Annotated in this window: 26 protein-coding genes; 11 read left to right on the forward strand and 15 right to left on the reverse strand. The window is 70.7% G+C overall.

The window, feature by feature from the left end; genetic code table 11:
• Positions 1-100 precede the first annotated feature (100 nt).
• Positions 101-535 carry a type II 3-dehydroquinate dehydratase gene (gene aroQ, locus V8Z80_RS03360; protein ID WP_155195972.1) on the reverse strand — a complete coding sequence of 145 codons (435 nt, stop codon included), beginning with the start codon at positions 533-535 and terminating at the stop codon, positions 101-103.
• A gap of 60 nt (positions 536-595) precedes the next feature.
• Positions 596-1,159: a TlpA family protein disulfide reductase gene (locus V8Z80_RS03365; protein WP_155195970.1), complete on the reverse strand. Its 564-nt coding sequence runs from the start codon at positions 1,157-1,159 to the stop codon at positions 596-598.
• A gap of 47 nt (positions 1,160-1,206) precedes the next feature.
• Between V8Z80_RS03365 and mpl the strand changes: the two genes are divergently transcribed.
• The 8 genes from mpl (at position 1,207) to V8Z80_RS03405 (ending at position 9,828) form a co-directional block, all read left to right on the forward strand.
• Positions 1,207-2,619, forward strand: coding sequence for a UDP-N-acetylmuramate:L-alanyl-gamma-D-glutamyl-meso-diaminopimelate ligase (mpl, locus tag V8Z80_RS03370; RefSeq protein WP_336061005.1), 1,413 nt, complete (start codon positions 1,207-1,209; stop codon positions 2,617-2,619).
• Positions 2,616-3,260, forward strand: coding sequence for a YqiA/YcfP family alpha/beta fold hydrolase (locus tag V8Z80_RS03375; RefSeq protein ID WP_336061006.1), 645 nt, complete (start codon positions 2,616-2,618; stop codon positions 3,258-3,260). The genes mpl and V8Z80_RS03375 overlap by 4 nt, the downstream gene beginning before the upstream one ends.
• Positions 3,261-3,308: 48 nt before the next feature.
• Complete coding sequence (locus V8Z80_RS03380; RefSeq protein WP_336061007.1) at positions 3,309-5,183, forward strand: ribonuclease catalytic domain-containing protein; 1,875 nt, start codon at positions 3,309-3,311, stop codon at positions 5,181-5,183.
• 35 nt (positions 5,184-5,218) lie between these two features.
• On the forward strand, positions 5,219-6,121 hold the full coding sequence (locus V8Z80_RS03385; protein WP_336061008.1) for an energy transducer TonB: 903 nt from the start codon (positions 5,219-5,221) through the stop codon (positions 6,119-6,121).
• Positions 6,118-6,993, forward strand: coding sequence for a shikimate dehydrogenase (gene aroE / locus V8Z80_RS03390; protein WP_336061009.1), 876 nt, complete (start codon positions 6,118-6,120; stop codon positions 6,991-6,993). The genes V8Z80_RS03385 and aroE overlap by 4 nt, the downstream gene beginning before the upstream one ends.
• A complete protein-coding gene (mtgA, locus tag V8Z80_RS03395) occupies positions 6,990-7,730 on the forward strand; it encodes a monofunctional biosynthetic peptidoglycan transglycosylase (RefSeq protein ID WP_336061010.1) in 741 nt (246 codons plus the stop codon). Before aroE ends, mtgA begins: the two co-directional genes overlap by 4 nt.
• Before the next feature lie 86 nt (positions 7,731-7,816).
• A complete protein-coding gene (gene lptG, locus V8Z80_RS03400; RefSeq protein ID WP_155195958.1) occupies positions 7,817-8,995 on the forward strand; it encodes an LPS export ABC transporter permease LptG in 1,179 nt (392 codons plus the stop codon).
• Positions 8,992-9,828 carry a symmetrical bis(5'-nucleosyl)-tetraphosphatase gene (locus tag V8Z80_RS03405; RefSeq protein ID WP_155195956.1) on the forward strand — a complete coding sequence of 279 codons (837 nt, stop codon included), beginning with the start codon at positions 8,992-8,994 and terminating at the stop codon, positions 9,826-9,828. Before lptG ends, V8Z80_RS03405 begins: the two co-directional genes overlap by 4 nt.
• A 9-nt stretch (positions 9,829-9,837) precedes the next feature.
• Here the strand turns inward: V8Z80_RS03405 and V8Z80_RS03410 are convergent, their stop codons facing one another.
• The 8 genes from V8Z80_RS03410 to V8Z80_RS03445 all read right to left on the reverse strand — a co-directional run bounded on the left by V8Z80_RS03410 (position 9,838) and on the right by V8Z80_RS03445 (position 15,721).
• Complete coding sequence (locus V8Z80_RS03410) at positions 9,838-10,731, reverse strand: HpcH/HpaI aldolase/citrate lyase family protein (RefSeq protein ID WP_155195955.1); 894 nt, start codon at positions 10,729-10,731, stop codon at positions 9,838-9,840.
• Positions 10,732-10,773: 42 nt separating this feature from the next.
• Positions 10,774-11,565, reverse strand: a complete 792-nt coding sequence (locus V8Z80_RS03415) for a lysophospholipid acyltransferase family protein (protein WP_336061011.1) — start codon at positions 11,563-11,565, stop codon at positions 10,774-10,776.
• Positions 11,562-12,857, reverse strand: coding sequence for a dihydroorotase (locus V8Z80_RS03420; RefSeq protein ID WP_336061012.1), 1,296 nt, complete (start codon positions 12,855-12,857; stop codon positions 11,562-11,564). Before V8Z80_RS03420 ends, V8Z80_RS03415 begins: the two co-directional genes overlap by 4 nt.
• A gap of 31 nt (positions 12,858-12,888) precedes the next feature.
• On the reverse strand, positions 12,889-13,842 hold the full coding sequence (locus tag V8Z80_RS03425) for an aspartate carbamoyltransferase catalytic subunit (RefSeq protein WP_155195951.1): 954 nt from the start codon (positions 13,840-13,842) through the stop codon (positions 12,889-12,891).
• On the reverse strand, positions 13,835-14,386 hold the full coding sequence (pyrR, locus tag V8Z80_RS03430; RefSeq protein ID WP_336061013.1) for a bifunctional pyr operon transcriptional regulator/uracil phosphoribosyltransferase PyrR: 552 nt from the start codon (positions 14,384-14,386) through the stop codon (positions 13,835-13,837). Before pyrR ends, V8Z80_RS03425 begins: the two co-directional genes overlap by 8 nt.
• A gap of 2 nt (positions 14,387-14,388) precedes the next feature.
• Positions 14,389-14,796, reverse strand: a complete 408-nt coding sequence (gene ruvX, locus V8Z80_RS03435) for a Holliday junction resolvase RuvX (RefSeq protein WP_155195994.1) — start codon at positions 14,794-14,796, stop codon at positions 14,389-14,391.
• Positions 14,797-14,893: 97 nt separating this feature from the next.
• Positions 14,894-15,490 carry a YqgE/AlgH family protein gene (locus V8Z80_RS03440; protein ID WP_155195947.1) on the reverse strand — a complete coding sequence of 199 codons (597 nt, stop codon included), beginning with the start codon at positions 15,488-15,490 and terminating at the stop codon, positions 14,894-14,896.
• A gap of 66 nt (positions 15,491-15,556) precedes the next feature.
• Positions 15,557-15,721 (reverse strand): rubredoxin, encoded by a 165-nt coding sequence (locus V8Z80_RS03445; protein ID WP_155195945.1) that lies wholly within the window; start codon positions 15,719-15,721, stop codon positions 15,557-15,559.
• Between the two features lie 299 nt (positions 15,722-16,020).
• Here V8Z80_RS03445 and V8Z80_RS03450 point away from each other — a divergent pair, with 299 nt between their 5' ends.
• The 3 genes from V8Z80_RS03450 (at position 16,021) to hemL (ending at position 18,936) form a co-directional block, all read left to right on the forward strand.
• Entirely contained in the window at positions 16,021-16,854 is an 834-nt protein-coding gene (locus V8Z80_RS03450; RefSeq protein WP_336061014.1) for a bifunctional hydroxymethylpyrimidine kinase/phosphomethylpyrimidine kinase, read from the forward strand.
• Positions 16,851-17,552, forward strand: coding sequence for a thiamine phosphate synthase (gene thiE / locus V8Z80_RS03455; protein ID WP_336061015.1), 702 nt, complete (start codon positions 16,851-16,853; stop codon positions 17,550-17,552). Before V8Z80_RS03450 ends, thiE begins: the two co-directional genes overlap by 4 nt.
• Before the next feature lie 94 nt (positions 17,553-17,646).
• On the forward strand, positions 17,647-18,936 hold the full coding sequence (hemL, locus tag V8Z80_RS03460) for a glutamate-1-semialdehyde 2,1-aminomutase (RefSeq protein WP_336061016.1): 1,290 nt from the start codon (positions 17,647-17,649) through the stop codon (positions 18,934-18,936).
• A gap of 247 nt (positions 18,937-19,183) precedes the next feature.
• On the opposite strand, the gene siaD is transcribed toward hemL, so the two are convergent.
• The 5 genes from siaD to V8Z80_RS03485 all read right to left on the reverse strand — a co-directional run bounded on the left by siaD (position 19,184) and on the right by V8Z80_RS03485 (position 24,213).
• Entirely contained in the window at positions 19,184-19,984 is an 801-nt protein-coding gene (siaD, locus tag V8Z80_RS03465) for a biofilm regulation diguanylate cyclase SiaD (protein ID WP_336061017.1), read from the reverse strand.
• The gene (gene siaC / locus V8Z80_RS03470; RefSeq protein WP_155195935.1) at positions 19,981-20,358 is read right to left on the reverse strand and encodes a biofilm regulation phosphoprotein SiaC; all 378 of its coding nucleotides are present in this window, start codon (positions 20,356-20,358) and stop codon (positions 19,981-19,983) included. Before siaC ends, siaD begins: the two co-directional genes overlap by 4 nt.
• A gap of 23 nt (positions 20,359-20,381) precedes the next feature.
• Positions 20,382-20,924 carry a biofilm regulation protein kinase SiaB gene (gene siaB, locus V8Z80_RS03475; protein ID WP_155195933.1) on the reverse strand — a complete coding sequence of 181 codons (543 nt, stop codon included), beginning with the start codon at positions 20,922-20,924 and terminating at the stop codon, positions 20,382-20,384.
• Positions 20,925-20,939: 15 nt separating this feature from the next.
• Positions 20,940-22,928 (reverse strand): biofilm regulation protein phosphatase SiaA, encoded by a 1,989-nt coding sequence (gene siaA, locus V8Z80_RS03480; RefSeq protein WP_336061018.1) that lies wholly within the window; start codon positions 22,926-22,928, stop codon positions 20,940-20,942.
• Positions 22,929-23,142: 214 nt separating this feature from the next.
• Positions 23,143-24,213, reverse strand: a complete 1,071-nt coding sequence (locus V8Z80_RS03485) for a maleylacetate reductase (RefSeq protein ID WP_336061019.1) — start codon at positions 24,211-24,213, stop codon at positions 23,143-23,145.
• Between the last annotated feature and the right edge of the window lie 9 nt (positions 24,214-24,222).

Raw genomic sequence — 24,222 nt, forward strand, 5'->3', positions numbered from 1 at the left:
AGCGATTTCCGTAAAAAAACCGTGCGGCCCAGCCGTAGCACCAGGACGACACGAAAGATGAAACGGCGGCGCCGGCGCCCTTGCGCCCGCGCCGCGAAGATCAGTAGGCAGCCGCGAACCGCAGGGCTGCCTCGTAGCCGAAGGGCCCAAGGCCCGCGATCACGCCCACCGCCTGGTCGGACAGGTAGGAGTGGTGGCGGAACGGCTCGCGCTTGTAGACGTTCGAGACGTGCACCTCGACGTAGGGGATGGCCACGCCCGCCAGCGCATCGCGCAGGGCCACGCTGGTATGCGTGTAGGCGCCGGCATTGATGATGATGAACTGCACCCCGTCGTGGCCGGCCCGCTGGATGCGGTCAACCAGTTCTCCTTCGTGGTTGGACTGGCCGGTTTCGACCGCAACGCCCAGCGTCCGCGCCAGCTCGGCCAGCCGCTCGTCGACCTGCGCGAGCGTCACGTTGCCGTAGACCTGCGGTTCGCGGGTGCCCAGGAGATTCAGGTTGGGCCCGTGCAGAACCAGGATGCGTTGCGCCATTTTGCCGGCAAAATTTGTGGACAGACCGCTTTTTTACGGCAAAAAGGCACTATTTGTCCATTAGCCCCGGCCGGCATAGGCCGACAGGGTGCGCGCGAGGTCATCGGGTTTGACTTGGCCCAAAATGCGCCGGTTTACCCGTCCATCTGCATCGAAAACGACGGTAAACGGCAGGCCGCCGGCGCTGTTGCCCAGGCTGCGGACAATATCAATACCCTGGTGCCCGGCCACCAGCAGGGGATAGCTTACCTGTACTTTTTCGGTAAAAGCGCGGATGTTCTCGGCAGTATCGATGCCGATGCCGACAAAACGCACTTGCGGGAATTTTTTTTGCAAGGCCTCCAGGTCGGGCATTTCCTTGACGCAGGGCGGGCACCAGGTGGCCCAGAAATTGACCAGCATGGGCTGTCCCGCGAAGCTGGACAGGGGCACCTGCCGCCCGGCCACGTCGGGCAGGGCCAGCTGCATGAACTGGCCGGCGTCGGCCTGCGCGGCGCCCTGCTGCCCTTGCGCGGGCGCGCTGCCGCCCGGGCCCTTGCGCGAGGACACGCGCCAGGCCATCCAGCCGCCGGCGGCCATGGCGGCCACCCCGGCGGCGCCGGAAAGAAAGACTCGTCGTTTCATGGGGCCATGATACCTGCTCCACTTACAATGCAGGCCGGAGGTTATCCATGCATCTGCACATACTGGGCATCTGCGGCACGTTCATGGGCGGGCTGGCCCTGATCGCCCGCGCGGCGGGCCACCGCGTCACGGGCTGCGACGCGGGCGTCTACCCGCCCATGAGCACCCAGCTGGCCGAACAAGGCATAGACCTGATCGAAGGCTTCGGGGCCGACCAGATGGCCCTGGCGCCCGACCTGTACGTGATCGGCAACGTGGTCTCGCGCGGCAACCCCCTGATGGAAGCCATCCTGGAGGCCGGCGCGCCCTATACCTCGGGACCGCAGTGGCTGGGCGAGCACGTGCTGCGGCAACGCCACGTGCTGGCGGTGGCCGGCACCCACGGCAAGACCACCACCGCCTCGATGCTGGCCTGGATCCTCGATCAGGCGGGCCTGGCGCCGGACTTCCTGATCGGCGGCGTGGCCCCGGGCCTGAAGGTGTCGGCCCGCCACGCGCGCCAGGCGCGCCATTTCGTGATCGAGGCCGACGAATACGACACGGCCTTCTTCGACAAGCGCTCCAAGTTCGTGCACTACCGGCCCCGCACGGCCATTTTGAACAATCTCGAATACGACCACGCCGACATCTTTCCCGACCTGGCCGCCATCGAAACCCAGTTCCATCACCTGGTGCGCACGGTGCCGGGCAGCGGGCTGCTGGTGCGTCCGCGCCAGAGCGCGGCGCTGGACCGCGTGCTGGCGCGCGGCTGCTGGTCGCAGCGGACCGAGTTCGGCGAGCAGGCCGCCTGGTCGGCCAGCGGCGGCGAGGACCGCTATACGGTGCTGCATGAAGGCCGGCCCGTGGGCGAGGTCGCCTGGGAACTGGCCGGCCAGCACAACCGGGACAACGCGCTGGCGGCCATCGCCGCGGCCAGCCACGTCGGCGTGCCCCCGGCCCAGGCGGCCCAGGCCCTGTCGCGCTTCGAGGGCGTCAAGCGGCGCCTGGAGCTGCGCGGGCAGGCCCGCGGGGTCAAGGTCTACGACGACTTCGCCCACCACCCCACCGCCATCCGCACGACGCTGGCGGGGCTGCGCAAGCGGGTGGGCCAGGATCGCATCATCGCGGTGCTCGAGCCGCGCTCGAACACCATGAAGCTGGGCACCATGGCCGCCCGGCTGCCCGAGGCGCTGGCGCAGGCCGACCTCGTGCTGTGCTTCGGGGCCCGCGAAGGCAGGCACGCGCTGGGCTGGGACCCCGCCCAGGTGCTGGCGCCGCTGGGCGCGCGGGCCAGCAGCCACGACGACCTGGACGAACTGGTGCGCAGCGTGGCCCGTCAGGCCCGGCCCGGCGACCACGTGCTGGTGATGAGCAACGGCGGCTTTGGCGGGGTGCACGGCAAGCTGCTGCAAGCCCTGGAACAGGAGCGTGGCCAGGGCCCGGAGCCCGGCGCGCAGCCCGCCGGGGCGTCCGCGCCATGATCCTGTACCTGCACGGCTTCGGCTCCTCGCCCGATTCCTACAAGGCCCGCCTGATGGCGCAGGCCATGCAGGCGCGCGGGCTGCAAGGATGCTGGCGCTGCCCGCAGCTGCCGGTCAGCCCGCGCGAGGCGGCCGGCCTGGCCTTGCGGCTGGCGCACGCGCTGCTGGCCCTGCCGCGTCCGGCGCACCTGCCCGAAGGCCCCGAGGCGCTGACCGTGGTCGGCTCCTCGCTGGGAGGCTACTACGCGGCCTGGCTGGCGCAGCAGACCGGCTGCAAGGCGGTGCTGCTCAACCCGGCCGTGCACGCGCCGCGCGAACTGGCGCGGCGCGTGGGGCCGCATCGCATGTATCATTCGGACGCCCCGTTCGTCTTCGAACCGCACTACGTGGACGAGCTGGCGGCGCTCGCCGTGCCGCCCCCGGGCGATGCGCGGCGCTTCTTGCTGCTGGCTGCCACCGGCGACGAGGTGCTGGATTGGCGCGAGATGCGCGATTTCTACCAGGGCTGCCGCCAGGTCATCATCGAAGGCAGCGACCACGGCCTGACCGGCTTCGAACGCTGGCTGCCCGAGGTGCTGGCCTTCGCGGGCGTGCCCGAACCCCCGGCGGCGGCGGCAGGCGCCGGCGCTCTCCCACTTTGATACGCCCGCGTGCCCGGCGGCGCGCGCGGCCTACCGACCTTTCAGACGATGTACCTGTTCTACGAAGAAGACGGCGGCTTCAAGGCCGGCCGCATCATGGCCGAAGCCGAAGCCAGCCTGCAGGTCGAGGCCGATTCGGGCAAGCGCAGCAAGATCAAGCGCGCCAACGCGCTGTTCACCTTCGAGTCGCCCGAGCCCGCGGCGCTGCTGGCCCAGGCCCAGGCCCTGGCCCAGACCGTGGACCTGCCCTTCCTGTGGGAATGCGCGCCGCAGGAGGAGTTCGACGCGCCCGCCCTGGCGCAGGACTATTTCGGCCATGCGCCCTCGGCGGTCGAGAAGGCCGGCCTGATCCTGGCCCTGCATGGCGCGCCGGTGTATTTCCACCGCCGCGGCCGCGGGCGCTACCGTCCGGCGCCGCCGGACGTGCTGGCCGCCGCGCTGGCCGCGCTGGAGAAAAAACGCCTGGCCGCCGAGCAGCAGCAGCGCTGGGTCGACGAGATGGCCGCCGGCCGGCTGCCCGACGAGATCGCCGCGGCGGCCGAGTCGCTGCTGGTGCGCCCGGACAAGAACGCCCTGACCTGGAAGGCGCTGGAGGCCGCCTGCGCGCAGCTGCAAAAATCCCCCGAGCGGCTGCTGCTTGAACTGGGCGCCTTTCCGCATGCGCTGGCCGTGCACAAGCGGCGTTTCCTGGCCACGCACTTTCCTCGCGGCACGGGCTTTGCGCCGGTCAAGCTGCCGGCCGTGGGCCAGGACCTGCCGCTGGCCGACGTGCAGGCCTACTCGGTGGACGACATCACCACCACCGAGATCGACGATGCGCTGTCGGTCGCGATGCTGCCCGAGGGCCGCATCCGCGTGGGCGTGCACGTGGCCGCGCCCGCGCTGGCCGTCACCCGCGACAGCGAGCTGGACAAGCTGGCGCGCGCGCGCATGTCCACGGTGTACATGCCCGGCGACAAGATCCCCATGCAGCCGGACGAGGTGATCCAGGCCTTTTCGCTGGATGCCGGACGTCCCGTGCCGGCGCTCTCGCTATACGTGACGGCCGATCCGCAGAGCGGCGAGATCTTCGCCTCGGAAACCCGCGTCGAGCGCATCGTGGTGCAGCAGAACCTGCGCCACAACGAATTGGACGACCAGGTGACCGAGGCGGCCCTGGCCGATCCGCAGGCCCCCCTGCCCCTTGCCGGCTGGCTGCGCCCGCTGTGGCAGCTGGCCCAGGCCCTGTCGGCCCAGCGCGACCTGGTGCGCGGCAAGCCCGAGAACAACAGCCGGGTGGAATACAGCTTCTACCTCGACGGCGATCCCGACGACCCGGAAACCCCGGTGCGGCTGGTGCCGCGCCAGCGCAACGCGCCGCTGGACCGCATGGTGGCCGAGTACATGATCCTGGCCAACCGCCAGTGGGGCGCGCTGCTGGACGAATGCGGCGTGCCGGGCATCTACCGCTCGCAGCAGGCCGGCCGGGTGCGCATGAGCACCCAGGCGCTGCCGCACGAGGCCATCGGCGTGCCGCAATACGCCTGGACCACCTCGCCCCTGCGCCGCTACGTCGACCTGGTGAACCAGCGCCAGCTGCTGGCCGCCGCCGAGCATGGCGTCTCGGCCCGCCTGGCCGCGCCCTACAAGCCGCGCGATGCGGACCTGTTCGCCATCATCGGCGCCTTCGACGCGCAATATGCCGCCTGGGCCGAGTTCCAGTCCAGCCTGGAGCGCTACTGGTGCCTGCGCTGGCTGCGCCAGCAGGGCGTCACCCGCACGGCCGCCCACGTGCTGCGCGAAGACCTGGTGCGCCTGGCCTGCGCGCCGCTGGTCACCCGGGTGGCAGGCCTGCCCGAGATGGAGCGCGGCCAGGAGATCACGCTGGACATCCTGGGCATGGACGAGCTGGCGCTGACGCTGGAGTGCCGCTGGGCGCCCTGAGGCGCGGGGCGCGCTCGGCCCATTAAAATGCGGGCGTGCCCTTTTCCCTGACCGACCTGCTCCTGTACCCGGCCCGCAAGGCGCGCTGGCTGGCCTCGCCGGCCCAGCGCAGGCTGCAGCTCGCCCTGGTGCTGTCGCTGGCGGCCCATACCGGCGTGCTATCGCTGCAAGGCGGCGCCGACGCGCCCCAGGCCCGCCAGGCCAGCCCGCTGGAAGTGGTGCTGGTCAACAGCCACACGCCGCATGCGCCGGCGCGCGCACAGGTGATCGCCCAGCAGCAGGTGGACGGCGGCGGCACCGATGCCCAGGGCCACGCGCAATCGCCCCTGCCGCACACCGGCGCGGCGGCCCAGACAGTGATCCTGCAGGCCCTGCGCGAACGGCAGCTGCAGCTCGAACAGGAACAGCAGCGGCTGCTGGTGCTGGCCGAAGGCGCGCCGCTGGATGCGGCCGAGCATCCCAAGGCCAGCCTGTGGGACCGCATGGGCGAGCCCGGCGACGATGCGCGCGAGCAGCCCGCCGTGCTGCAGAACGCCCAGATCGCCGCGCTGCGCGAGCGGATCCGCCAGTACAACGCGCAGCCGCGCAAGCACTTCTTCGCGCCCTCGGCCTCGGCCGCCCCGTATGCCCAATACGTGGACGACTGGCGCGTACGGGTCGAGACGGCCGGCACGCAGCACTTTCCGCCGCAGGCGCGCGGACGGATCTACGGTTCGCTGCGCGCCACGGTCGAGCTGCGCAGCGACGGCAGCGTGCTGGACGTGCGCATCGACCGCCCGTCGGAGCACGCGGTGCTGAACCAGGCGGTGCGCCGCATTGTCCAACTGGCCGCGCCCTTCCCGCCTTTTCCGCCGGAGATGTCGCGGCACACCGACGTGCTGTCGATCACCCGTACCTGGCATTTCACCAACGATACGCTCGATACCCAAGCGCCATGACCACAGCCTCGCCCGCCCGCCACGCCGTGATCGGCAATCCCATCGGCCATAGCCGCTCGCCGCGCATCCACACGCTGTTCGGCCAGCAGACCGGCGTGGCCGTACGCTACGAGGCGCTGCTCGCGCCGCTGGACGGCTTCGAGGAAACGGTGCGGCGCTTTTTCGCCGAGGGCGGGCAAGGCGCCAACGTGACCGTGCCTTTCAAGCTGCAGGCCTATGCGCTGGCCCAGGCCGGCCTGAGCGCGCGCGCGCGCGAGGCCGGCGCCGTCAACACGCTGTGGATGCAGGACGGCCGGCTGCACGGCTGCAATACCGACGGCGTAGGCCTGGTGCAGGACCTGCGCCGCCTGGGCGCGGCGCTGCAAGGCGCGCACGTGCTGCTGGTGGGCGCAGGCGGCGCGGCGCGCGGCGCGCTCGGTCCGCTGGCGCAGGCCGGCTGCGCGGCCATCCACGTGGTCAACCGCACCGAGCCGCGCGCCCATGCCCTGCTGGCCGAGTGGCGGGGCGATGCCGGCCGTGCGCGGCTGAGCGCCGGCGCGCTGGCCAGCGCCGCCCGCCCGCAAGGCTGGGACGTGGTCGTCAATGCCACGGCCAGCGGCCTGGCCGACCGCGCGCCCGAGCTGCCCGCCGGGCTGTACCGCCCGGGCGCGCTGGCCTACGACATGATGTATGGCGCGCAGCCCACCGCCTTCATGCGCCAGGCCCAGGCCGAGGGCGCCGCCCGCACGGCCGACGGCCTGGGCATGCTGGTGGCCCAGGCGGCCGAGAGCTTCCGCATCTGGCACGGCGTGCTGCCCGATACCGCCGCCGTGCTGCAGGCGGTGCGCGACGACCTGGCGCAGGAGGCCGGCGCGGCGGGGGCGGCACGATGAGGCGCGCCGGCCGCAGCCCGGACCGCAGGCGCGTGTCCTGGTTCAGGGTAACCAGCGCCATCGTGATGGCGGCGCTGTCGGTGGCCATCCTCTACCAGCTCTGGTACCTGTGCCTGGTGTTCTGGTATGCCCACCAGAATCCCTCCATGACCTCGGTGATGCGGCAGGAGCTGACCCGCCTGCAAGCGCAAGACCCCGACGCGCGGCTGCGCCACGAGTGGGTGCCCTACGACCGCATCAGCAACAGCCTCAAGCGCGCGGTGGTGGCCGCCGAGGACGCCAACTTCACCGGCCACGGCGGCGTCGAATGGGAGGCCATCCGCAAGGCCTGGGAATACAACCAGCGCCAGGCCGAACGCGACAGCGCGCGCCGGCGCGGCGGCTCGACCATCACGCAGCAGCTGGCCAAGAACCTGTTCCTGTCCAGCGAGCGCAGCTACCTGCGCAAAGGCCAGGAGCTGGTGCTGGCCTACATGATCGAGCACGTCATGGACAAGCAACGCATCCTGGAGTTGTATCTGAACGTGGCCGAGTGGGGCATAGGGGTTTTTGGCGCCGAAGCCGCCGCCCGCCACTACTATGGGGTCGGGGCGGGCCAGCTGGGCAACGCACAGGCCGCAAGGCTGGCCGCGATGCTGCCCAATCCGCGCTACTACGATAGAAACCGCAACACGTCTTACCTGAACGCGCGCACCGGCACCTTGCAGCGGCGCATGTCCATGGTGGATATTCCTTGAACCAGGACGCCGTGCGGCCGCTGGCCGGCACGGATCCGCAAAAAACCGCAAAATAGCGGATTGCCTCCACGCTTTCGCACCTACCCATGCGCACTGCCCGACGTTATCTGGCACGCGAGATCTACCGCTCCAGCACGGTCGTGATACTGGCCCTGCTGGGCCTGTTCACGTTCTTCGCGCTGGTCGAGGAGCTCGACGGCATCGGCGAGAACTTCACGCTGCTCTCGCTGTTCTACCTCGAGGCCCTGGCCCTGCCCACGCGCCTGTACGACCTGCTGCCCATCGGGCTGCTGATCGGCGCGGTGCTGGCGCTGGCCGGCCTGGCCCAGCGCAACGAGCTGGTGATCCTGCGGGTCTCGGGCGTCAGCGGCCTGCGGCTCATGGGCATGCTGTGGCTGGTGACCCTGCCGCTGATGGCGCTGGCGCTGCTGCTGTCCGAGGTGGTCACGCCGGCGGCCGAGCTGCGCTCGGGCGAGGCCAACCTGCTGCTGCGCGGCAAGGCCGGCGGGGGCGTGATGGCCAGCGGCTACTGGTTCAAGGAGCCGGTCGAGGGCGGCGGCTCGCGCATCATCAACGTCAGGCGGCTGCTGGCCAGCGGCAACGTGGCCGAGGTCACGCTTTACGAATTCGACCCGGGCCAGCAGCTGCGCGCGCTGTCCACCGCCAAGACCGGACACTTCGGCGCCGGCATCTTCACGCTGGAAGAAGTCACCGAGCACCGCATCAGCGAAGAGGCCTCGCAGGCCCTGGCCGACGCCACCGCGCCGCAGCAGCCGCTGATGGTGCTGCGCGAGCTGCCCAGCCGCGACCTGCGCACCACGCTCACGCCCGAGCGCCTGCTGGCGCGCGTGCTCACGCCCGAGCGCATGTCGCTGCTGAGCCTGTGGGACTACATCGACTACCTGCACGCCAACCAGCTGCAGGCCGACCGCCAGGTGGTGGCCATGTGGCGCAAGCTGGTCTATCCCTTCACCCTGCTGGTGATGATGACCATCGCCGCGCCCATCAGCTTCATGCAGACCCGGCGCGGGGGGGTGGGCGCCAAGGTGTTCGTCGGCATCCTGCTGGGCGTGGGCTTCTTCATGATCAACCAGCTGGCCCTGAACGTGGGCCTGCTGGGCCGCTGGCCGCCCTGGGTCACGGCCATCGTCCCCAACGCCGGCGCTTTGCTGCTGGCCCTGGGCTCGCTCCTTGTCATGGAGAACCGCCACGCGGTCTCGGGCTTCGCCCAGCACCGCTGGCCCTGGAGAAAAGCAAGCGTATGAGCAGTACCGACATCTGGATGATCGGCGACGTGCAGGGATGCTGCGCCTCGCTCGATGCCTTGTTGAATCATCCGGAGATCGCCGCCAATCCCGACGCCAGATTCTGGTTCGCCGGCGATCTGATCAACCGCGGGCCGCAATCGCTGCAAGCCCTGCGCCGGATCATCGGCCTGGGCGAGCGCGCGGTGTCGGTGCTGGGCAACCACGACCTGCATCTGCTGGCCGCCGCCGCCGGCGTGCGCAAGCCCAGCAAGAACGATACGCTGGACGAGATCCTGCAGGCCCCCGACCGCGACGCGCTGATCGACTGGCTCCGCTTTCGGCCGCTGGCGCATTTCGAGCACGGCCACCTGATGGTGCATGCCGGCGTGCTGGCCAAGTGGGACGTGGCCAAGACCCTGTCGCTGGCCGGCGAAGTCCAGGAGGCCTTGCGCGGCGCCAACTGGCAAAAACGCCTGCAGAAAATGTACGGCAACGAGCCGGTGGCCTGGAACGACGAATTCAAGGGCGGCAAGCGCCTGCGCGTGATCATCAACGCGCTGACGCGCATGCGGCTGTGCAACGCGCGCGGCCACATGGACTTCTCGGCCAAGCATGCCCCGGGCGAATGGCCCGACGGCCTGATGCCCTGGTTCGACGTGCCGCGCCGCGCCACGCGCGAGGTGACCGTGGTGTTCGGCCATTGGTCCACGCTGGGCCTGCAGCTGCGCCCGGACGTCATCTGCCTGGATACCGGCTGCGTCTGGGGCGGCACGCTGACCGCCGTGCGCCTGCGGGACCGGCAGGTGGTGCAGGTCCAGTGCGAGGCCGCGCTGGCGCCCGAAGAAGGCTGATCCGGCCGTTCAGCCCCGCGCCGCGATGGCCTGCGCCTGGGCCAGCAGGCGGCGCGCCTCCTGCACGTGCAGGTGCTCGACCAGCACGCCATCGACCACCACCACGCCCTGGCCCGCCCCGGCCTGCCAGGCCGCGAGCTGCTTGCGCGCCTGCGCGAGCTCGGGCTCGGTGGGGCCGAACGCCGCATTGGCCGCGGCGATCTGCGCGGGATGGATCACCGTCTTGCCATCGAAGCCCAGATCGCGTCCCTGGCGGCACGCCGCCGCCAGTCCGGCCTGGTCCTGCAGGACCAGGTGTACGCCGTCCAGGGCCGCCAGGCCATGCGCGCGCGCAGCCATGACCGTCAGGGACAGCGCCGCCAGGCACGCCAACCGGTCCGGCGTATGGCGGGCCTGCATGTCCTTGACGAGGTCGGAGGTGCCCATGACCAGGCATTCGAGGCGCGGATGACCGCCCGCGATCGCATCCAGCCGCAGGATGGCCAGCGGCGTCTCGATCATGGCCCACAGCGGCAGGCCGGCAGGCCCTCCCGCCGCATCCAGGGCGCCGGCGGCCTGCGCCAGCTGCGCCGCGTCCTGCACCTTGGGCAGCAGCACCGCATCGGCCCCGGCGCGGGCCACGGCGGCCAGGTCGTCCGGCCCCCAGGGGGTGTGCCAGCCGTTGACGCGCACGATGCGCTCGCGCCCGCCCCAATCGCCCTGCAAGGCCTGCATCACCTGCTCGCGCGCCTGCGCCTTGGCCTGGGGGGCCACGGCGTCTTCCAGGTCGAGGATGACGGCGTCGGCGGGCAGGCCGCGCGCCTTCTGGAGCGCGCGGGCATTGGCGCCGGCCACGTAGAGGACCGAACGGCGCGGCCGGGCGCGGCGCTGCTGGCGGGAATCGAAAGAGTCGGAATGGATCATGGCGGGAACGACAGGACAGGGTGGATGGAGGGCCCGCCGGCCTCAGGATACGGGCGGGACGTCCTGCCCCGCAGCCGGCGCGTGGGCAGGCTCGCGGATCTCGGCCAGGATGGCCCGGTGGGCCTGGGCCGAGAGGGCGCCGCGGTCCAGCACCTTGCCTTGGTCATCATGGCGCTGCAGGGGCGGCAGGAACACGGCCTCGACCGCCAGGCCGGTGGTGCGAAACACCTTCCAGGCGTTGCCCATCAAGGTTTGCTCGCCCACGAAGGCGGCATAGTCGCTGCGCTGGCCGCGATACAGGAAGCGCAGGGCCACTGGCTGGATCATCACCTCGACATGGCGCGCCGGCTCGAACAGGCTGCTGTGAAAGGGCCGCAGGTCAAAGCCCGGCGAGGTCGTGCCCTCTGGAAACAGGCCCACCGCTTCGCCGCGGGCAAAGCGTTCGCGCATGGCCTGGCTGGCCGTCTGCACGGCCTGGCGCTGCTTGCGGTCGATGAACACCGTGCCGGCCCCGGCCACCAGCCAGCCGATGACGGGCCAGCGGCGGATCTCGGCCTTGGCCACGAAGGAGGTGGCGCGCACGCTGTTGAGCACGTAGATGTCCAGCCAGGAGACATGGTTGGCGATCCACAGCACCGGCGCGTCCAGGCAGGGCTGGCCGCGCACCAGCACCTTGACGCCGATGACCGCCATCAGCGTGCGCGACCAGGTGCGGTTCGCCCAGGCGCGCGTCTTCACGCCCAGGAAAGGAAACACCGTGGCGATGATGAGCAGGCCCAGCACGACCATCACCGCGACGATGGCCAGCCGGACGATATAGCGCAGCAGGCTCACGCCGCTTCCCAGACGATGCGCCCGCCCACGACCGTCTTGCGCACGCGGCCGGGCAGGTCCATGCCGGCGAAGGGGGTGTGGCAGCTTTGGCTGAGCAGGGACTCGCGCCCGACAGTCCAGCGCGCATGCAGGTCGACCAGGCAGAAATCGGCCGGCGCGCCCGCCTCCAGGCGGCCGCAGGGCGGCAGGGCCGGCGCGCCGGCGGCCAGGATGGCGGCCGGCGCGCTGGTCACGCGCGCCAGGGCCTGCGCATAGGACAGCCCGGCCTCTTCGGCCCACTTGAGCGTGAGCGAGAGCAGCAGCTCCAGGCCCGTGGCGCCGGCTTCGGCCTCGGCAAAGGGCAGCAGCTTGCCGTCGTCGTCCACCGGGGTGTGGTCCGAGCAGATGGCGTCGATGGTGCCGTCCAGCAGGGCGGCGCGCAGCGCGTCGCGGTCGCGCTGGCCGCGCAAGGGCGGCTCGAGCCGGTAGTTGCTGTCGTAGTAGCCGATGTCCACGTCCGTCAGGTGCACGTGGTTGGCCGAGACGTCGCAGGTGACCGGCAGCCCTTCGCGCTTGGCCGCGCGCACCAGGTCGATGCCGGCGGCGCTGGACAGCCGGCACAGGTGCAGCCGGGCCCCGCTGGCGCGCTGCAGCTCGAACAGGGTATGCAGCGCGATGGTCTCGGCCTGCACCGGCACGCCGGCCAGGCCCAGGCGCGAGGCATAGGCGCCGCTGGCGGCCACGCCGCCGCGCGCCAGCCACGGGTCCTGCGGACGCAGCCACAGCACGTAGCCGAAGGTCTTGGCGTATTGCATGGTGCGCAGCAGCACGCTGCTGTCCTGGACCGGCTGGTCGGCCTGCGAGAAGGCCACGCAGCCGGCCTCGGTCAGCTCGGCCATCTCGGTGATCACCTCGCCCTTCAGGCCCACCGTCATCGCGCCCAGCGGGTACAGGTGGGCCTGGTTGAGCTGGCGGGCGCGATGCTTGAGCATCTCGACCAGGCCCGGCTCGTCCAGCGGCGGATCGGTGTCCGGCGGCAGCACCAGGCTGGTCACGCCCCCGGCCAGGGCCGCGCGCATTTCGGATTCGAGCGTGGCGCGGTATTCGAAGCCCGGCTCGCGCAGCCGCGCCGCCAGATCGACCAGGCCCGGCAGCACCGCCAGGCCCTCGGCATCGATGACGCGGTCCGGCGCGAACCCCTGGGGCGCCTGGCCGACCGCCACCACGCGCGCGCCGGCCACGTACAGATCGGCGCCCTGGTCCAGGCCCCTGGCCGGGTCGATCAGCCGGCCGCCCTTGATGTGCAATTTCATGTATGTGTCCTACGGAGATTGGCGCCGGCCGTCAGGCGCTTGCGCCGGCCACGATGCTCATCACCGCCATGCGCACCGCGATGCCGAAGGTGACCTGGTTGAGGATCACCGCCTGCTTGCCGTCGGCCACCGCCGAATCGATCTCGACGCCGCGGTTCATGGGCCCCGGGTGCATGACGATGGCATCGGGCTTGGCCCGGGCCAGCTTCTCGTTGGTCAGGCCGTAGTGCTTGAAGTACTCGTGGGCCGAGGGCAGCAGCGCGCCGCGCATGCGTTCGCTTTGCAGGCGCAGCATGATGACCACGTCCACGTCCTTGAGGCCTTCGTGCATGTCGGTGAAGACGCGCACGCCCATCTGCTCGAGCCCGCCGGGCAGCAGCGTGAGCGGGCCCACGGCGCGCACCTCGGCCACGCCCAGCGTGGTCAGCGCGTGGATGTCCGAGCGCGCCACCCGCGAATGCAGGATGTCGCCGACGATGGCCACCGTCAGGTTGGAGAAGTCTTTCTTGAAGTGCCGGATGGTGTACATGTCCAGCAGCGCCTGCGTGGGGTGCGCATGGCGGCCGTCGCCGGCGTTGACCACGTGCACGTGCGGCGCGACATGGCGGGCGATCAGGTGCGGCGCGCCGCTGGCCTGGTGGCGCACCACGAACAGGTCGGCCTGCATGGCCGACAGGTTGGCGATGGTGTCCAGCAGCGATTCGCCCTTGGCGGCCGAGGAGACGTTGATGTTCAGGTTGAAGACGTCGGCCGACAGGCGCTTGGCCGCGATCTCGAAGGTGGTGCGGGTGCGCGTGGAATTCTCGAAGAACAGGTTGAAGACGCTTTTGCCGCGCAGCAGCGGGACTTTCTTGACGTCGCGCTCGGCCAGCGGCACGAAGGTCTGCGCGGTGTCCAGGATGTGCGTGATCACGTCGCGCGGCAGGCCTTCGGTGGTCAGCAGGTGGGTCAGCTCGCCATGCCGGTTGAGCTGAGGATTATTCATCTTCGTTTTCCTTTTCGAGCGCAAGTTCGAAACCGCCGTCTTCGCGGCGCGACAGCACCAGGCTGCCCTGGGGCGCGGGCACCACGCGCGCGCCCACGGCGCCGGCCGCGATGGGCAGCTCGCGCCCGCCCCGGTCCAGCAGCACCGCCAGGCGGATGGACGCCGGGCGGCCGTAATCGAACAGTTCGTTCATGGCCGCGCGGATGGTCCGGCCGGTATAGAGCACGTCATCGACCAGGACCAGGTGCGCATCGGCGACGTCGAAGGGAATGTCGGAGGGCTGGACCTGCGAGTGCAGCCCGATGCGGTCGAAGTCGTCGCGGTAGAAGCTGATGTCCAGCGTCCCGGGCCGGCCGGGCAGGTCCAGGTCGCGCTGCAGCCGCTCGGCCAGCCAGGCGCCGCCCGAGTGGATGCCCACCAGCCGCACGGCCTGCCGGGGCAGGTCTTGCAGCATGCGGCGCACGGCCGCGAGCAGGGATTGGTAGAGGGTTTCGGCGTCGGGCAGCGAAGCCGGCGTGTATTCGGGCGGGGAGTTCGAGGACATGGTCAGTGAGCAGGCGCGGGCAGCGCATCCAGGTATCTTTGCAGAATGATAGCCGCTGCGACCGCGTCATCGTCGGCATGCGTGCCCAGTTTGTCCTGCGCCTGCAGGCTCGATCCCCGCTCGTCGACCAGCACTACCGGCAGGCCGTAGCGGCCGGCCAGCTGGTTGGCAAAGCGCCGGCCCTTCAGGCTGGCATGCTGCTCGCCGCCGTCGGGGGCCAGCGGCAGCCCCACCACCAGCCGCGCCGGCTGCCAGGCCTGCAGCAGCTGCCCGATGCGCGCAAAGCGGCCCTGGCGCGTGGGCGCCAGGATGATCTCCAGCGCGCGCGCCTGGCGCGTGACCGTGTTGCCCAGCGCCACGCCCAGCTTGCGCGTGCCGTAGTCGAAGGCCAGCAAGGTGGCCTGTCCCAGTGCGGCATCGCCGTCCTGCGTGCCGTCGCCCGGCTGGCCGAGCACGGTGACGCCGGCGCCGGCCCCGACCCGGGGCAGCGGCGCCGGCAGGCTGGGCTCAGGCATGCCCGGCGCCTCCGGCCAGCATGACGGGGTCGATGCCCAGCAGCTTGAGCGCCGCCGGATAGCGTTGCTCGGGCTCGACCTCGAAGATAATGGCGGTGTCCGCCGCCATGCTCAGCCAGGCGTTCTGCGAGAGCTCGCTTTCTAGCTGGCCGGCGCCCCAGCCCGCATAGCCCAGCGTGACCAGCAGGCGCGGCGGGCCCTTGCCGTCGGCCACCGCCTGCAGCACGTCGCGCGAGGTGGTCAGCGCCAGCTCGCCCAGCTTGATGCTGGAGGTGTAGTCGCCCGCCGGCGCATGCAGCACGAAACCCCGGTCGGTCTGCACCGGGCCGCCGAAGAACACCGGGGTGTCCTTGACCGGCGCGATCTCGAGCTTCATGTCGATGCGCTCGAACAGCGTGGCCAGCGTCAGGTCGGTGGGCCGGTTGATGACCAGGCCCAGCGCGCCGCGCTCGGTATGCTCGCAGACGTAGATGAGCGAACCGGCCAGGGCGCCCTCGACCATGCCGGGCATGGCCAGCAGGAACTGGTTGGACAGGTCGATGCCGCGCGCCCGGGTACCTTCGGGGCTGTTGTCCTTGTCATCTGTCATGGCTGGCCTCTCGAAAACAGGAGAAAACGGGATGCCCGGCGCCGCGCCGGGCCTGTGTCCCGCGGCTCAGATTTCCATCATCTCGAAATCTTCCTTGCGGGCGCCGCACTCGGGACAGACCCAGTTCGGCGGCACGTCTTCCCAGCGGGTACCGGGCGCGATGCCTTCTTCGGGCAGGCCGGCCTCTTCTTCATAGACCCACCCACAAATCAGACACATCCAGGTTTTCATCGGTTCTCTCGGAAATCAAAAAAAGCCCCCACGCTACGCCTTCGGCTTGCTGCCCCCCAAGGGGGCGCTTTTGCCTTGGGGCGGCCCGGCGGCAAAAAAGCCCCCACGCTGCGCCTTCGGCTTGCTCCCCCCGTGGGCACTTTTTGCCTTGGGGCGGCCAGGCCCGGGCGCCCGGGCCGCCGGACATGGCCAGGCTCGGGACAGGGGGCGTGCATCCCCTACAATGGGGTCAATCTTACCGAAACCCAACCCGGGCTGCCCGCCGGGCGGCCCTTCTTGCACATACGGACGCCAAGAACGTGGCAGATCCCCTTCTTCCCCCCCTGGTCCTGCTGTTCGGGCCCGTCGACCCGACCGGCGCCGACGGCCTGCCCGGCGATGCGGTCACCTGTGCGGCGCTGGGCGCGCACGGCCTGGCCGTGCCCACCGCCCTGACGGTGCAGGACAGCGCCAACGTGGAGGACGTCACCGCCCTGACGCCCGACCAGATCGACGACCAGGCCCGCTGCCTGCTCGAGGACATGGCCGTGCAGGCCATCAAGGTGGGCGCGCTGCACACGCCCGAGGCCGTCAGCGCGGTGGCGCAGATCGCCGCCGACTACAGCCACCTGCCGCTGGTGCTGCACCTGGGCGGCCAGGGCCGCCCGCCGGCCGGCGCGGCCGACCACGAACAGGCCGAGGACGTGCTGGGCGCCTGCTTCGAACTGCTGCTGCCCCAGGCCGACGTGGTGGTGGTCGAGCACACCCGGCTGGCGGGCTGGCACGCCGAAGGCCTGCTCGAAACCAACGAGCCCAGCGACGCCTACCTGGCGCTGCTGGCCGCCGGGGCCGACTGGGTGCTGACCCTGGGCCACGCGCTGCAGGCCGGGCACCGCAACACGCTGCTTAGCGGCCCGGACCAGCAGACCGCCACCTGGCCGTGGCAGGCCCCGGCCGAACGCACCGGCGATTCGGGCGGCGTGCTGGCCGCGGCGCTGGCCGCCTGGCTGGCGCACGGGCTGCCCATGCCCCAGGCTGCCGAGCGGGCCATCGCCTACGCCGACGCCGCGCTGGGCGCGGCCTTCCGGCCCGGAATGGGGCTGCACATCGCCCGCCGCATGATCCATCCCGATACAGCAGGAGGACGCGCATGAACGCCTCCCCGCCTTCCCCGCAGGGCCCGGCACGGCCCGGCGCCGGCCTGCGTTTTCCCCGCGGGCTTTACGGCATCACCCCCGAATGGGACGACACCGGCAGGCTGCTGCAGGCCATCCGCGCCGCCGCGCGCGGCGGCATGACGGCGCTGCAGCTGCGCCGCAAGACGGTCTCGCTGCCCTTCAAGCACCTGCAGGCCCGCGAAGTGCGCGACCTGTGCGCCGAGCTGGGCCTGGTCTTCATCCTGAACGACCATTGGCGCCTGGCCCAGGAACTGGGCGCGGACGGCGTGCACCTGGGACGCGACGACGGCGACCTGGCCGCCGTGCGCCAGAACCTCGGCCCGCAGATGCTGATCGGCGCCTCGTGCTATGGCGACCTGCAGCGCGCCCGCCAGGCGCTGGCCGACGGCGCCGACTACCTGGCCTTCGGCGCGATGTTCCCGTCCTCGTCCAAGCCGCAGGCCACGCCCGCGTCCCTGGACGTGCTGGGCCAGGCCAGGGCGCTGGTCCAGGAGCAGCCCGCCCCGCGTCCCGGCATCGTCGCCATCGGCGGCATCACGCCCGAGAACGCCGGCCAGGTGCTGCGCGCCGGGGCCGACAGCCTGGCGATGATCAGCGGACTGTTCGATGCGCCCGACATCGAGGCCGCGGCGCGCCGCTGCACGGCGCTGCTGTCCGGCCCCCAGGCGCCCTGAACCGCCCATCCCGCCCGCCGCGGCCCATGACGGGGCCGCGGCGGATTTTCCTACCCGCCGGCGCCGCGCCGGCCCACCGCAACGCAAGCAAGCCATGTCCCGCAACGAAGAACTTTTCCAGCGCGCCAACCGCAGCATCCCCGGCGGCGTGAACTCCCCCGTGCGCGCCTTCCGCTCCGTGGGCGGCACGCCGCGCTTCGTGGCGCGCGCCCAGGGGCCGTACATCTGGGATGCGGACGAGCGCCGCTACATCGACTACGTGGGCTCCTGGGGCCCGGCCATCCTGGGCCATGCGCATCCCGAAGTGGTGCGCGCGGTGCAGGAGGCGGCCGTGGGCGGCCTGTCCTTCGGCGCGCCCACCGAGGCGGAGGTGCAGATCGCCGAGCTGCTGATCGAGCGCCTGCCTTCGCTGGAGCAGGTGCGGCTGGTCAGCTCGGGCACCGAGGCGACCATGAGCGCGATCCGCCTGGCGCGCGGCGCCACTGGCCGCAACAAGATCGTCAAGTTCGAGGGCTGCTACCACGGCCATGCCGACAGCCTGCTGGTCAAGGCCGGATCGGGCCTGCTGACCTTCGGCAATCCGACCTCGGCCGGGGTGCCGGCCGAGTTCGTCAGCCACACCCTGGTGCTGGACTACAACGACAAGGCCGGCGTGCAAGCCGCCTTCGCCCAGCACGGCCGGGACATCGCCTGCGTGATCGTCGAACCGGTGGCCGGCAACATGAACCTGGTGCGCCCCCTGCCCGGCTTCCTGCAGGCCTTGCGCGAGCTGTGCACGCGGCACGGCGCGCTGCTGATCTTCGACGAGGTGATGACCGGTTTTCGGGTCGGTCCGCGCGGCGTGCAGGGCCTGACCGGCGTGACGCCGGACCTGACCACGCTGGCCAAGGTGATCGGCGGCGGCATGCCGGTCGGCGCCTTCGGCGGACGCGCCGACGTGATGGCCCACGTAGCGCCGCTGGGCGGCGTCTACCAGGCCGGCACGCTTTCGGGCAACCCGGTGGCGGTGGCCGCCGGCCTGGCCACGCTGCGGCTGATCGGCGAGCCCGGCTTCTACGAGCGCCTGTCGGCGCAGACCGAGCGGCTGGCCCGCGGCCTGCAGGCCAGCGCCCGCCGGGCCGGCGTGACCTTCTGCGCCGATGCGCTGGGCGGAATGTTCGGCCTTTATTTCAGCGCCAAGGTGCCCACCACCCTGGCCGAGGTCTCGGCCGGCGACATCGCGGCCTTCAAGCGATTCTTCCATGCCATGCTGGACGAGGGCGTGCATTTCGCGCCATCGGCGTTCGAGGCCGGATTCGTATCGGCCACGCATGACGATGCGGTGATCGATGCCACGGTCGAGGCGGCTGACAGGGTGTTTGGCAAGATGGCCAAGGAGGGGTGATCGCGGCGCCGCCTTCCGCTTGGGAAAGCTTGCTGTCTGACGGCCCTCCCCCTGCTTGGGGAGACCGATCTGCCTGGTTTTCCTTGCCCTGTTTGTAAAACGACCGCTGCCTGACCGCCGGCAAGGCCGGGCGGGGCGGCGGGCGATTCCCGGCGCCGGGCGCGGCGCGACCGGCCTCGGCGGACGTGTCCAAGCAGACCCAAGCGGACGCATTCCAACGAGCGCATGCCCAACGCCCCGCCGCCAGCTAGCCTAATGCGCCATCGTCGATTTCGACGCGGTCTCGACCCAACTGCTTGGCCCGGTAAAGGGCACGGTCGGCGCGATCGATGGCGGCGGAGAAATTCTCGCCGGGTTCGTAATGGGCCACCCCCACGCTGATGGTCAGCCACAACGACTGGTCGGCGATCGGCAGCGGCACGGTGCGCAGGTGGCTGCGCAGGTTCTCGGCCAGCGTGCGGGCGTCCTCCAGCGTGGTGGCCGGCAGGATCAGCACGAACTCCTCGCCGCCCCAACGGGCGCACAGCTCGTCGCCCTTCAGGCGCGCGGCCAGGGCCTGCGCGATCTCGACCAGCACCCGGTCGCCGGCCTCGTGGCCGTAGCGGTCGTTGACGCTCTTGAAATGGTCCACGTCGATCATGGCGATGGCATAGGCGCTGCCGCCGGCGGCCACCATGGCGGTTTCCTCGCGCAAGCGTTCCATCACCATGCGGCGGTTGTACAGGCCGGTCAGCGGATCGCGATGCGAGGCCTCGCGCAGCGCCTCGTTAAGGTCGCGCATCATCTCCTGGTAGCGGTCGGAAATGCGCGCAACCTTGCCGATGCGCTTGAGCTGGCGCTCGAAGCGCTCGTTGATGCTGAGCTCGCGCTCGCGCGCCATGGCCTGGTAGGCGTCCGAGATATAGGTAATCCGCTCGATGCGCGCCATCTGCTGGTGCGAGCGCTGCCACAGGCCATCGAGCGCTTCGCGCAACGGATGGCCCTGGTATTGGGGATCGGCCAGCAGGCGCTGGATGCGCGCGTCTAGCTCGTCCTCGTCCGATTTCATGACCGGCTCACGATCTCGAAAGGAAAGCTGCAGTCTTCCTTGAACTCCTCGGCCAGCTCGCCCACGCGCTCGTTGCGGCTGTCGTAGGACCATTGCAGCGTGACCGCGCGGCCCTGCCCATGGGCCTCCTCGAGCAGATCCAGGATGTCCATCATGGCCTTGACGCTGCTGGTGTTCAGGTACAGCAGTTCCAGGTCCAGGTGCAGCGGGCGGTCCTGGGTACGCAGGAATTCGTCGACCCACGCGATCACCGGGCCGAACAGTTCGAAGGAGTTCTCGGGATACGAGTCGCCTTGCATCTGCAGCAGGCCGCGCTGGAAATCGGCCTGGACGCCGGGCGTGGACTGCGTGGCGGAAATGGTCAGGTCTTTCATGTATGTCGTGCGAAGGGTTGGGATCAGATCACCACGCTCAGGCTGAAGAAGGCGCTTTGGCCCGAGGTATGGCTGAGCGTGGCGTTCATGGGCGCGCTGGCGCGGCGCGCGATATCGATCAGCCCCAGGCCCGCGCCGCTGGGCGCGTCGGGATCGCGCGGCTTGCGCAGCTGCTCCTTGTACAGGGCCTTGAGCTGGGTCTTGTCCAGCGCGGCCAGTTCCTCCACGCGCTTGAGCAGGACCTGCCCGTCCTCCGATTCGATGCGGTTGCCCGCCGACACCACATAGCGCCCCTGCTCGTCGCGCGCGATGACCACCGTGGCGCTGGCGTCCGCGTCGGTATAGCCGCGCGTGGCGGCATAGTGGCGGATGTTCTGCGTCATCTCGATATAGGCCGAGAACACGTCGGTGGCCGCGCGCGGCTGGGCCGCCTCGGTATCCAGGTAACGCCGCAGGGCGTTGCCGATTTCCTCGATCAGGCTGCGTGAAATCGGGCCATTGAAGCACAGGAGCGTGCGGTCCATATTGAACCGCTCGCGCAGCGCGTACAACTCGGGGGCGTTCATGATGCGTTTCCCTGTTCAGTCGAAGCGGAAAGCCAATATCGTAATGTCGTCGCGTTGCGGATTGCCGCCCTGGTAGCGTTGCAGCGTCGCCGCGAAGGCGCCGGACTGCTCGGACAAGGGCATTTTCGCGCACTCTTGCAACATTTGTGTAAACCGCGTGTTGCCAAAACCGTAGCCATGCTCGCCGCCGGCCTGGTCCAGGAAGCCGTCGGTGCTCAGGTAGAAGGTCCAGCCCGGGGTCAACGCCGCCTCGAGGTTCCGGACCTCGGGCGCGCGGCGGTCGAACAGCGCGCGCCGTCCGCCCTTGAACTCGCGCACCTGCTCGCCGTTGCTGGCATACAGCGAGATCTTGGCGCCGGCAAAGCGCAGCCGCGCGCCCTGGCGGTCGACGTAGACCAGCCCGGCGTCCAGGTTGGTGGCCAGGGCCGGCGGCAGCTGGGCATCGGCCACCATGGCGCGCAGGGCCTGGTCGGTGCGCTGCAGGATGGCCGCCGGATCGCTGCAGCCGCATTCGGAGATGGCCCCGTCGATGGCCGCCCGCGCCAGCATGGTCATCAGCGCGCCCGGCACGCCGTGCCCGGCGCAATCGATGACGCCCAGCAGGCAATTGGCGCCGTCGGCGCGGAACACGTAGAAGTCGCCGCCCACCACGTCGCGCGGCTTCCAGAGAACGAAGTGCCGCTCGCCCAGCGACTGGGTCAGCTGGCGGTCCGGCAAGATGGCGCGCTGGATCAGGCTGGCGTAGTCGATCGAATCGCCGATCTTCTTGTGCGCCACGGCCATCTCGGCATTGGCCTGCTCCAGCTTGTAGGTGCGTTCGCGGACCTTGGCCTCGAGCTCGGCCGTGTGGCTGCGCACCTTTTCGGCCATCAGGCCAAAGGCGCGGGTCAGCTCGCCGATCTCGTCCCTGCCCCGGTCCGACAGCGTGACCTCGTACCGGCCCTGCGCGATAGCGCGCGCCGATTGCTGCAGCCGGCGCAGCGGCGCCAGCACCAGCCGCTCGACCAGGTAGCCGAAACCGAGCAGCAGCGCGCCCAACAGCAGCAGCAGCGTGAGCAGCGCGGGCAGGATCCACTCCATGTCCAGGATCCTGGCGGCGCGCAAGTCCAGCGCGGTCACCACGTACCAGGACAGCTCGGGCACGTAGGCCAGCGCCACCAGGTGCGGCCGGCCCTCCATGACGGCGTTGAAAGCCTGCACCTGGCCGGCCTGGCCGCGCGCGCGCAGCAGCGCTTGCTGCAGGGCCTGGCGCCCGCTTGCATCGTCGATCAGGTCGGCCATGCGGCTGTCGCTGGTGGAAGGCCCGATGGCCGAGTTGAAGGCGATGCGCTGCGGATCCCGGTGCGCCTGGATGGCGCCGTTGCCGTCCAGGATCACAGGCATGATGCCCGGCTCGGCCGCGCCCAGGAACGCGTCCAGGAACCCGGCCAGGTCCAGGCTCGCACCGGCCGTGCCCAGCGGCGTGTCGCCGTCCTTGATGAGCACGTTCATCCAGATGCGGGTGATCCCCAGCGCGCGATCGGTGCTGACGTTCAGCGTATGATCGCCGCCCCGCTGCAAGGTGACGTAGAACCAGGCGTCCTTGGGGTTGCCCGGCTCCAGCCGGTAGCGGGGCGCGTCCGAGTAGGGCTTGGCCGTATCGTTGTAGTAGTAGTCGCCGCTGCCGGCGCTGACCAGGAAATAGGCGTGGTCGGCCAGGTCGCCGCGATAGCGCTCGGCCTCGCGAAAGAACTGGGCGCGCTTTTCGGGATCGCCCTCGTCGCGCATCCACTGCAGCGTGACCTCGGAGTTGGCCAGGCGCCGCGACAACGCCAGCTCGCGCGAGAGCGGGCCCTGGATGCGCTCGAGATTGAGCTGGGTGACGTTGCGGGCATAGCTGGCGCCGAAATGCTGGCGCACCCCGTCGACGGCGAGCCAGCCGGCCAACCCGGCCGGAATCAGGGCGAACAGGCAGGCAAGGACGAGCGCCAGCAGCGACTTGCCTCGCAATCCCAGATGGGCCATGGACGAACTATTCCCAAAAAGTACCGGAGCCGAAAGGGCCAAGGGGCTGGCATCGCCGCAAGGGCATGCGCATGCACGCGCGAGGCCCGGCACCTCGCTGCGTGCACCGGCGAAAGCGCGGCCGGGCGTGTAGTGTAGTGCCCCCGGCCCGCGCGCAGGCCGGCGCCGGCGATATCGCAGGGAAAAGCCGCCGCCCGGGCGGCGAAAGGATGTGCTAGTCCTGGGCCGGCGCCCGGCCTTCCCAGGCGTCGTGCAGCAGCCGGCGCAGGCGCTCGGGCTGCAGCGGCGCGGGATTCCAGTACGGCCGAGCCAGGGTCAGGTCCGCCGCCCGCTGCAGGTCGGCTTGGCGCAGGCCCAGTTCGCGCAGCGAACCCGGCGCGCCCAGCCCGCCGGCCAGGGCATGCAGCGCGGCAGGGGCCTGCGCGCCGGGCACGTCCAGCGCCTGCCCGATACGCTGCATGGCCAGGGGCGCGGCCAAGGCGTTGTACGCCAGGGCATGCGGCAGCACGACCGCATGCGTCTGCGCATGCGGCAGCCCGAAGCTGCCGCCCAGGGTATGGCACAGCTTGTGGTGCAAGGCCATGCCCACGCCGCCCAGCACCATGCCGGCCAGCCAGGCGCCTTGCAGGCAATCGGCCCGCGCGTGCAGGTCCGCCGGCGCGGCCGCCAGCCGCGCCAGGCCGCCTGCCAGGGCGCGGATCGCAGATTGCGCCATGATGTCCATGACCGGGTTGCCGTCGCGCGCATACAGCCCCTCGGCCGCATGGGCGATGGCGTTCAGGCCGCTGGCCACGGCCACCGGCACGGGCAGCGCCAGCGTCAGCGCCGGATCGTAGATGACCAGGCGCGGCACCACCCGCTCGTCCGAGCCGGTCTGCTTGCCGTCCGGGCCGGTGATGCCGTAGATGGCCGTCATCTCCGAGCCGGAATAGGTGGTCGGCACCGCCGCCACCGTCAAGGGGTGCCGCAGCGCCATCGCCTTGGCCAGGCCGATGGGCGAGCCGCCGCCCAGCGCCACGGCGCAGTCGGCGCCCGCCTGGCGCGCGGCGCGCGCCGCATCGTCGGCCACCTCGGCCGGCACGTGCATCTGCGCCTGGTCGTACACGCCGGCGGCCAGCGGCCCCAGCTCCCGGGCCAGCGCCAGCGCGGCGCCACGCTGGCGCGCGGTGCACACCAGCAAGGCCCGGCGCACGCCCAGCCGTTCGAGCTCCTGCGCCAGCGTGCGCAGCGCCCCGTTGCCGAACACCACGCGCGCGCTGCGGCCGGTATAGACGAAGTCGCGCATGCGAGTCCG

This window comes from Orrella sp. JC864 (assembly GCF_037026685.1).
In the GTDB taxonomy this organism is placed as follows: domain Bacteria; phylum Pseudomonadota; class Gammaproteobacteria; order Burkholderiales; family Burkholderiaceae_B; genus Orrella.